Source organism: Inhella sp., assembly GCF_027532025.1.
Lineage (GTDB): Bacteria > Pseudomonadota > Gammaproteobacteria > Burkholderiales > Burkholderiaceae_C > Inhella.
Genome location: NZ_JAPZSY010000105.1, coordinates 19,998 through 27,449, shown reverse-complemented (window position 1 = coordinate 27,449; position 7,452 = coordinate 19,998). Strand labels below are relative to the sequence as shown.

At 68.9% G+C, this 7,452-nt stretch carries 6 protein-coding genes; 1 reads left to right on the top strand and 5 read right to left on the bottom strand.

Going from position 1 to position 7,452, the window contains the following annotated elements; genetic code table 11:
- The 5 genes from O9335_RS13140 to O9335_RS13120 all read right to left on the bottom strand — a co-directional run.
- On the bottom strand, positions 1 to 603 hold a 603-nt coding region (locus tag O9335_RS13140; protein ID WP_298388827.1), incomplete at its 3' end, for a cysteine peptidase family C39 domain-containing protein.
- Positions 604 to 1,147: 544 nt separating this feature from the next.
- Positions 1,148 to 1,771, bottom strand: a complete 624-nt coding sequence (locus O9335_RS13135; RefSeq protein ID WP_298388825.1) for a tyrosine-type recombinase/integrase — start codon at positions 1,769 to 1,771, stop codon at positions 1,148 to 1,150.
- Between the two features lie 832 nt (positions 1,772 to 2,603).
- The gene (locus O9335_RS13130; protein WP_298388823.1) at positions 2,604 to 4,184 is read right to left on the bottom strand and encodes a GGDEF domain-containing protein; all 1,581 of its coding nucleotides are present in this window, start codon (positions 4,182 to 4,184) and stop codon (positions 2,604 to 2,606) included.
- A gap of 14 nt (positions 4,185 to 4,198) precedes the next feature.
- Positions 4,199 to 4,654 carry a DUF4231 domain-containing protein gene (locus tag O9335_RS13125; RefSeq protein WP_298388821.1) on the bottom strand — a complete coding sequence of 152 codons (456 nt, stop codon included), beginning with the start codon at positions 4,652 to 4,654 and terminating at the stop codon, positions 4,199 to 4,201.
- Positions 4,651 to 5,247, bottom strand: a complete 597-nt coding sequence (locus O9335_RS13120) for an NnrU family protein (protein WP_367185433.1) — start codon at positions 5,245 to 5,247, stop codon at positions 4,651 to 4,653. Before O9335_RS13120 ends, O9335_RS13125 begins: the two co-directional genes overlap by 4 nt.
- A gap of 113 nt (positions 5,248 to 5,360) precedes the next feature.
- On the opposite strand from O9335_RS13120, the gene O9335_RS13115 reads away from it, so the two are divergent.
- Positions 5,361 to 7,361 (top strand): PhoX family phosphatase, encoded by a 2,001-nt coding sequence (locus tag O9335_RS13115; protein ID WP_298388819.1) that lies wholly within the window; start codon positions 5,361 to 5,363, stop codon positions 7,359 to 7,361.
- Positions 7,362 to 7,452 lie beyond the last annotated feature (91 nt).

The following is a 7,452-nucleotide window of genomic DNA, read 5'->3' as shown; positions in this document are numbered from 1 at the left end:
GCGCGAAGGATCAAACTGGGGAAATTTGAATGGCCCGATATGGGGAGTATTCAGTGGCCACTGACACATGCCCCGGTGCACCAACACCTTGTCCATCACGACCTGGAAGAACAGCGGAGAAACCAGGGCGAAGAGCTGCAGGAACAGCGAGACCAAGAGCGCCTCACCGAACAGCTTGCGGTGCTTGACGAGGGCGGGTACGAACCAAGAGAAGTCGAACTTACGCAGCTCGCCCGCCAGGGTGGCGCGGGAGGTGACCAAGAGCAGCTCGCCGGTCCACTGCGTGGCGAAGACCTCCATAGGCTCGATGGTGGGGCGGGCCACGCCCGAGGCCGGGTCCATGAAGAGCACGCGTTGGCCGTCGCACTGGGCGAGGACCACAAGGCGGCCGTCTTTGAGCTGGGCCAGAGCGGGGAGAGCAGCCAGGGTCAGGCGATCGATGCTGGAGCGGGACCACTTGGCCTTGAGGTCTAGGTGCTGTGCGGCGCGCAGCAGGTCGTCGTTCGAGACTGGTTGCGAGGCGGTCAAGCCCAAGGCGTGGGCCAAGGCCTCGGGCTCGGCCGCCACGTGGTGCAGGCGGGCCAGAACACAAAGGGCTTGCAAACGGCTCGTGCCGGTACCGGGAGGGGCAGAAGCTTGGCCGCCAGAAGGCGCGCAGAGCTCCGCGGACCCGGGGACGCCCGAGGCTGTTTGGATCGACATGGCAGTGGAGAGAGAAGGAGACGCGGCTGCCGGTCTAGGCGCCAGCTACCGGTAGGCGGGGCCTACGAGGCGGCATTGTGTCGTGGCCCTCTGCTACAAAGGCTGTAACAGTCTGTTCCAGGCAAGGGTTTTGGAGCATCTGCAACACCACCCTTAAGGGGGGGTTGACAGTGGCAAGACCGGTTTTGATCGGGAACTTCCCCGCTTTGAGGTGATGTTCCATGGCGGGTTTGTTGATTGCCGATCTGCAGAGGGTGAAGCCAATCCTTGATTTGGCGAGTGCAGTGAGGTCTAGGGTTCAGTCCCTAAGCACGACGTCAGGACTTGAACATCGAACCAGCATGGGCCGGCGATTTCTTGGGCCAAGACCACGCGACCGTCGGAGAGCCGCCAATGAGAGCGGCCGCGCCGGGACGATGCCAGGGCGGCCAACTGCGGGAGCCTGTCAGATCTCCGTCTGCTCAGAAATCTCCAGGGCGTCATCCACTTCGATCCCGAGATATCTCACTGTCGATTCGAGCTTCGAGTGACCCAACAGTAACTGCACAGCGCGGAGGTTATGGGTGCGCCGATAAATCAAGGTCGCTTTGGTCCTCCGCATTGAGTGCGTCCCGTAGTCCGCGCGGTCCAGGCCCAGCTCTTCGACCCAGTGTCCGAGGATCCGCGCGTACTGTCGCGTTCCAAGGTGTGGCGAATCATGAAGTCGGCTGGGGAAAAGAAAGTCGTCGGACTTCAGGCCAGCCAGTTTGATCCAAGCTTGCAGTGCGCTGCGAGTCGCCGACGTGATCTCGAACTGCACGGGTCGCTGGGTCTTGTGTTGCATGACGACCGATCGAGTGGCCATTTGATCGCCGTGACACACATCGCGGACCTTGAGCGCGATCAGGTCACAGCCGCGTAGCTTGCTGTCGATGCCGAGGTTGAAAAGCGCGAGATCACGTACGCGCCCTTCCATCTGGAAACGGACACGCAGCGCCCAGATGTCCTTCAGCTTGAATGGCGCTTTTTGCCCGACGATCTTGCCCTTGTTCCACGGTTCGCGATGAACAGCGTTGCCTGAGCTTGCCATGATGGTCTCCCATCGAGTTGAGGGCTCTTGAGGATGCGCCGAAGAGGCGCCGAGTGGCAATAGTTCTGGATGCTCGGCCGGTTCCGCCATGTTGAAAGGCAGCTCACTGGCGTTTGGCCGAACTCGCAAGCCGGCTACAAGGAGTCGCCCCAGCAGGGAAGACTGGCCAGAAGTTGTGCAGAACGCCTTAAGGGGGTCGGGCGAGCAATCACTGACCAGCTCGGCGTTAACTGGCTTGCGGCCTAGCGAACCCGAAGTACTGCAAGGTGCTGTCGGGTTGAGGCAACCCGTATCTGCCCAGCTTCATGTTGCCCCCATTGGGGCCGACAAATAGTGACCTGCGCGCGGTGTCAGGGCTCGACGGCTCAAGGCGCAGTTTCTGCTGAAGGGCCGGTCCTGGGTGTGCACCGGTCACTCAGCCCTCGAACGGTCCAATGACCGCTGTCGGAGGCAGCGGCCGCTGACCCGCTAAAACTCACCGACAGCAGACAGCCTGTAGGAGTCGGTCGACCTTCGGCGTGTCAGCTCGCACCCGGTGCGTCAACACATTGACATCGCATGCGTGCGCAGACGGCGAGCGCCAGGAGCCCACGTTCAAGACTTTGCCAGGCCGAGACGCGGGCCCCACGTCGGCGATCACTCTCGGCTGACGATCAAAACTTGGATATCGGTCACCTTGGGGCGGCCGAGCGCGGTAGCTGCAGCCCACGCCTGGGGGCCAAGGGGATGGGGCGGCTCCGTGGCGATCCGGTGCCGAGCTCGGGCCGGACTTGCTGGCCGCCGCCCTCAATCCCAGGCCGCCAGGGACCCACGAGCGTCGGGGCGAAGCGGGTCAGCCGGCCTCGGTGCGGTTGCGGCCGCCTTGCTTGGCGCGGTAGAGGGCGACGTCGGCCCGCGCCAGCACGTCGTCCAAGGCTTCACCGGGCCCCCACGCGGCCAGGCCCAGGCTGGCGGTGACCGCCAAGCCAGCCGCCAGGCGCTGCCAGTCGTCGCGTCCCACGGCGTGCCGCAGGCGCTCTGCCACGGCCAAGCCGCCCGCCAGCTCGGTGTGCGGCAACAGCAGCAAGAACTCTTCGCCCCCCCAGCGCACGACCAAATCGCCCTGACGCGCCAGCCCCTGCATGAGCCGGACGAGACGCACCAGCACCGCGTCGCCCACGGCATGGCCATGGGTGTCGTTGACGGCCTTGAAGTGATCGGCGTCGATGAGCACGGCCACAGCGGGCTGGGCGGGGTCGCGCCAGGCGCTGGTGGCCAGCGCGGTGGCCAAGCCGCGGCGGTTGAGGGCCCCGGTGAGTGGGTCTTGGAGGGCCGCGTCTTTCAAGGCCATGGCTTGCTGGCGCAGCGCGGCGGCCTCGCGCCGGCTGTGCTCCAGCTCCTCGAAAAGGCTGGCGCTTTGCGACACGGCGTCCACGCGCCGGGACAGCTGCTCTTTCCAATGCTGAATGCCGCGCCGGGCCCAGGCCAGGGCCTCGTCATGGCGCCCGGCGGCGGATTCCAGGCGCATGCCTTCGTCGAAGGTCCAGCCGCGCACTTGGGGCAAGTGCGCCTCGCGTGCCAGCCATTCGGCCCGGGCCAAGGCGGCGCGGGCCACGTCCCAGTCGCCGGCCAGGCGGTGCAGCACGGCCCAGCCCAGCTGCGTCTCGGCGTGCAGGGACGGGTTGTCGGCCGTCCAGGGCATGGCGCAGCGGAACGATTCGACGGCCGCCTCGGCGTCCCCGCTCAATAGGTGGCCGAAGCCCTCGACGTTGGCCGCCAAGCCGGCCAGGCCCACGAGGCCATGGCTTTCGGCTTGGGCGCGCGACGGGGTGGCCTGGGCCAGGGCCTGTCGCCCGAGCTGCACGCGGCGAGGGTCCTCGGGGTCGAGGCCCCAGGCCTCGTGCACCGACACGTTGGCCAGGTTGCAGCGCGCCACGACCTCGCCGCGCACGTGGCCGTTGGCCTGGGCCAAGGCCAGGCTTTGGGCGAGGGTCTCGCGGGCCGGCTCCCACTGCTCCAGCATGGCCAGCAAGGTGCCCTGGGTGCTGAGCGCACGGCGTCGGCATTCGCTGTGCGGGCGGGCCTGCGTGAGGCGCAGGGCGCGGGTCACCCAGGCCAAGCCACGCTCGGTGTCGCCCAACATGCCCAGCGCAAAGGCCAAGCTGGTGTAGAGCCATTCGAGGCGGTCGGCCCAGGGGCTGACTTCCAGCTGGGCCAGCGCGGGCACGGCGCGCTGCAAGGCTGCTGGGAACTGCCCCTGTTGCACGAGGCCGATGGTGTCCAGGGCGTCGAGCAAAGCCAGGGCTTGCGGGTCTCGGGCTTCGGGCGTGGGCAACTGGGCCAGGTGCTCACGGAAGCGCGCGGCCGCGGCGGGCACGTCGGTCTCGGCCAGGGTCAAGGCCTCGGCGCTGGCGTCGCGCAGGGTCATCGCCATGGGTGGGGCTCGGTTCAGGCCGCCTTGCCCGGCGCGCGCTCGACGATCTTGGCCCAGCGCTCGCTGCCCGCCCCCAGCAGTTGCTGCAAGCGCTCGAACCAGGCGTCCACTTGGGCCTCGCTGGGCTCGCCCTGGGCGCCGCGGAAGTGCATCTCGCGCTCCAGGTCCTGAAGGCCGTGGTGCAAGGCGCGTTCGTGCTGCCACAGCTCGCGCGTGCGGCGCATTTCCAGCCAGGCGCCCAGGGCCGTGCCCACGGTGGTGAGGCAGAGCACGGCGAATTGCAGCAAGGGGCTCTGCGTGGGGCCCATGAGCAGGCCCAGACCAGCTGTCAGGCTGGCCGCGGCGCTCAGCACGATGAGGGCGGTTTGCCCCCAGCGGTAGGCGTCGCGGTGGCGTTCCGCCTGGCGGTCGCAATGCGCGCGCTCGCCGGCCACCAGGTCCAGCAGGTGGGCGTAGGCGGTGGTGCTCACGCGCCGGCGGCCCGCAGCGGCGCCACGCCCAGCCAGGCTTGGTGCACCCACAACGCGGTGGCGGCGTAGGCCAGCGTGCCGATGAGCAGGGTCAGGGCTGTGCCCTGGAGGGTGCCTGCGGGCACCGACACCGGACGCCGGCGCGCGGCCCGAAAGTTCAGCACCGCCCAGACGAGAAAGCCGCCGAACAGCAGCAGGTCCACCGGCGTGTGGTTCACCAGCAGGTGGGCCAGGGCCCACACCTTGACGGCCAGCACCATGGGGTGCTTGACCGCGGCCTTGAGGTGGTTGCGCGGCACGTAAACGGCCACCAACAACCAGAAGGCGACGAGCACCAGCAGCGCCACCAAGTGCCGCATGCCCGTGGCCATGCCGTGGGGCAGGTAGAACAGGGGCGCGGCGTCCAGCCGGGCCTGGGCGTAGCCCCAGACGATGAGGCCCAGCCCCAGGGCCGACACCAGCGAGTACAGGCCCTTCCAGCGCTGCGCGCCCAGGCGGGCGATTTGCGCCTGCCGCCAGGGCTCGGCCACGATGCGGACGCTGTGCACGCCCAAAAACAGCACGAGACCGACCACCAAGACCCACAGCGCCATACCCACCCCCATGCGACGAAATGAGCCCGCATTCTGGCGGGCGGCCGGCTGTCACCGAAGGGTCATGGCTTTGTGGCAGGCTGGCGCCCCCTTGTTTGGCGCCAAGCCGCACCATGGCCAAAGACTTCAGCACGATGGAGGACAGCAACCCCTCCGCCAACCCCAGCATCCACGACCCCGCATTGCAAGGCCGCCGCCACGTGTTGCGCGGGGGCTTGGCCTCGGCGGTGGCTGGCCTACTGTCGCCCTTGGCCGTGCAGGGCGGCGCCCTGGGCGCGTTGCTGGGCGCTGGCAGCGCGCAGGCGGCGGGCGGCGGCAAGCTGGGCTTTCAGAGCGTACCGCTGTCGGAGGCCGACACGGTGACGGTGCCCGAGGGCTACATCGCCGAGGTGCTGCAAGCCTGGGGCGAGCCCGTGGGCGTGCGCGGCGCCCTGCCGGATTTCCGGCACGACGGCAGCAACAGCGCGGCCGACCAAGCGGTGCAGATGGGCATGCACCACGACGGCATGGGCTACTTCCCGCTGCGCGGCTCCCAGCGCGGCCTGTTGGTGATGAACCACGAGTACGCCGACCACGGCCTGCTGTTCCCCGACGGGGGGGCCCAATGGGGCCCCGAGCAGGTGGCCAAGAGCCAAGCCGCGCACGGCTTGAGCGTGTGCGAGATCGCGCGCCAAGCCGACGGCCGTTGGTTGCCGGTGCTGCCCTCGCCCTACGCCCGGCGGCTCACGGCCAGCAGTCCGTTCCGGGTGCAGGGCCCGGCCGCCGGCCACGCGTGGATGCAAACCGCCGCCGACCCCAGCGGCCGCCGCGTGCTGGGCACGCTGAGCAACTGCGCTGCCTCGCGCACGCCCTGGGGCACCTACTTGTCGGGCGAAGAAAACTTCATCGGCTACTTTCGTGGCCCCAACCGCCCCAATGCGCATCAAACCCGCTGGGGCTTGCGCCCGGGCGAGCAGTGGGGCTACCGGTGGGCCGAGCACGATGAGCGCTTCGACGTGAGCAGCCACCCCAACGAGCCGCACCGCTTCGGCTGGGTCGTCGAGCTCGACCCCTACGACCCCAGCAGCACGCCCATCAAGCGCACCGCCCTGGGCCGCGCCGCCCACGAGGGGGCCACCGTCGCGCTGACGAAAGACGGCCGTGCCGTCGTGTACTCGGGCGAGGACGCCCGCTTCGAGTACATCTACAAATTCGTCAGCCGTGACCGCGTGAAACCCGGCGGCGGCCGGGCCAACCGCACCCTGCTGGACCACGGCACCCTGTACGTGGCCCGCTTCGACGCCGACGGCCGCGGCCGTTGGCTGCCCCTGGTGCACGGCCAAGGCCCCCTCACCGCCGCGGCCGGTTTCGCCGACCAGGGCCAGGTGCTGATCCAGGCCCGCCAAGCCAGCGATGCCCTGGGCGGCACGAAGATGGACCGGCCCGAGTGGATCGCCGTCGACCCCGTGGGCGGCCAGGTCTACGTCACCCTCACCAACAACAGCCAACGCGGCGCCCCCGGGCGCCCCGGCGTGGACGCCGCCAACCCCCGCGCCAACAACGTGGGGGGCCACATCCTGCGTTGGCGTGAGGACGGCGACTTCCACGCCGAAACCTTCCGCTGGGAGCACTTCGTGCTGGCGGGCGACCCCGCCACCGAACGCGCCGACGCCCGCGGCCGGATGAAGGGCTCGCGGGATGCGGCCGCCTTCGCCTGCCCGGATGGCCTGTGGGTCGACCCGCGCGGCGTGCTGTGGATCCAAACCGACATGAGCAGCGCCGACATGGGCCCCGGCGTGGCCTTCCTCAAGAAGGACCCCACCCAGGGCGATCTGGGGCCCAAAGAAGTGGCCAGCCTGGGCAACAACGCGATGCTGGCGGCCGACCCCGCCACGGGCGAGATCCGGCGCTTCCTCGTCGGGCCCGTGGGCTGCGAGATCACCGGCATCGACATGACCCCCGACGGCCGCACGATGTTCGTCAACGTGCAACACCCCGGCGAGACCCCGGGCGACCGCAGCGACCCGGCCAAGCCCACTGCGTTTTCCAGTTGGCCCGACCACCGCAGCGACGGCCGTCCCCGCTCGGCCACCGTGGTCATCCGCAAGCGAGATGGGGGCGTGATCGGGGCTTGAAGGGGGAGGCCATCGATCCGGACCCGCCCCATTGGACGGACATCGGTTCGGGCTGAAGGATCGAAACCCCGGCGACGAGCCGGCCACACCC

Excerpts from the sequence above, each read along its gene's own strand:
- O9335_RS13120 (WP_367185433.1), bottom strand. The coding sequence starts at position 5,247 with ATGGCGCTGTGGGTCTTGGTGGTCGGTCTCGTGCTGTTTTTGGGCGTG.
- O9335_RS13115 (WP_298388819.1), top strand. The coding sequence starts at position 5,361 with ATGGCCAAAGACTTCAGCACGATGGAGGACAGCAACCCCTCCGCCAAC.
- O9335_RS13130 (WP_298388823.1), bottom strand. The coding sequence starts at position 4,184 with ATGGCGATGACCCTGCGCGACGCCAGCGCCGAGGCCTTGACCCTGGCC.
- O9335_RS13135 (WP_298388825.1), bottom strand. The coding sequence starts at position 1,771 with ATGGCAAGCTCAGGCAACGCTGTTCATCGCGAACCGTGGAACAAGGGC.